At 45.8% G+C, this 734-nt stretch carries 1 protein-coding gene; it reads right to left on the minus strand.

The genetic code is table 11. The features are described 5' to 3' along the window. A partial coding sequence (locus A3739_RS18285) for an FAD-binding domain-containing protein (protein ID WP_197472424.1) occupies positions 1-734 on the minus strand: 734 nt, incomplete at both ends.

Consider the following 734-nt stretch of genomic DNA (forward strand, 5'->3'; position numbering starts at 1 on the left):
ATCCACTTTTGGATAAATCGAGCCTCAGGATCTCGTTCCATGGCTTGTTTGACAGGGTTGTATAAGCGAATAGCGTTTATCCCCGTTACTCCAGCTTGCATTTGAATTTGGGGGTAATGAATGCCGGGTTCGAAATCAAGAAAGACGCTTGCAAGGTGGGCAGCGCCTAAACGCCAATCTAGATTGAGTTGATGTGATAGAAAGCTAATCAACATTGCGCGCATGCGAAAATTCAAATACCCAGTGTTGATCAAGGCGCGCATACTCGCGTCAACTATCGGGAAGCCCGTATTGCCAGTTTTCCATGCTTCGAGCCGTCGATTTATTTCATGCGCATCGTGCTCGTAGGGATAGTGTTCATACCCTTTATTGACGGGGCGAAATTGCATGTCGTGCTCACTTTCAAATTTTTGGATGAAATGATCACGCCATTGCAGACGTGATTGCACACCGCTAATAGTGCGTCCCCATGCCCGCTGTGATCTATGCTGCTCTAAGTATTGAAATACCTGTTTTGAGCTAATGTTGCCCCACGCTAAAAAAGGCGAAAGCCGACTACAAGACTGCATGCTCTCAAAGGGGCTAGAAAGGTTGAACGCGTAGTTTTGTCCCCGTCCAGATAGAAACGATTTTAAAGTATGCCACGCGTTTGATTCTCCACCATGTTGGAAATTGATATGCAGTGAGTTCCATTTATCGCTTCTCTCATCAACTTTCAGTGATTCGTCCAAATC

Source organism: Oleiphilus sp. HI0067 (assembly GCF_001635735.1).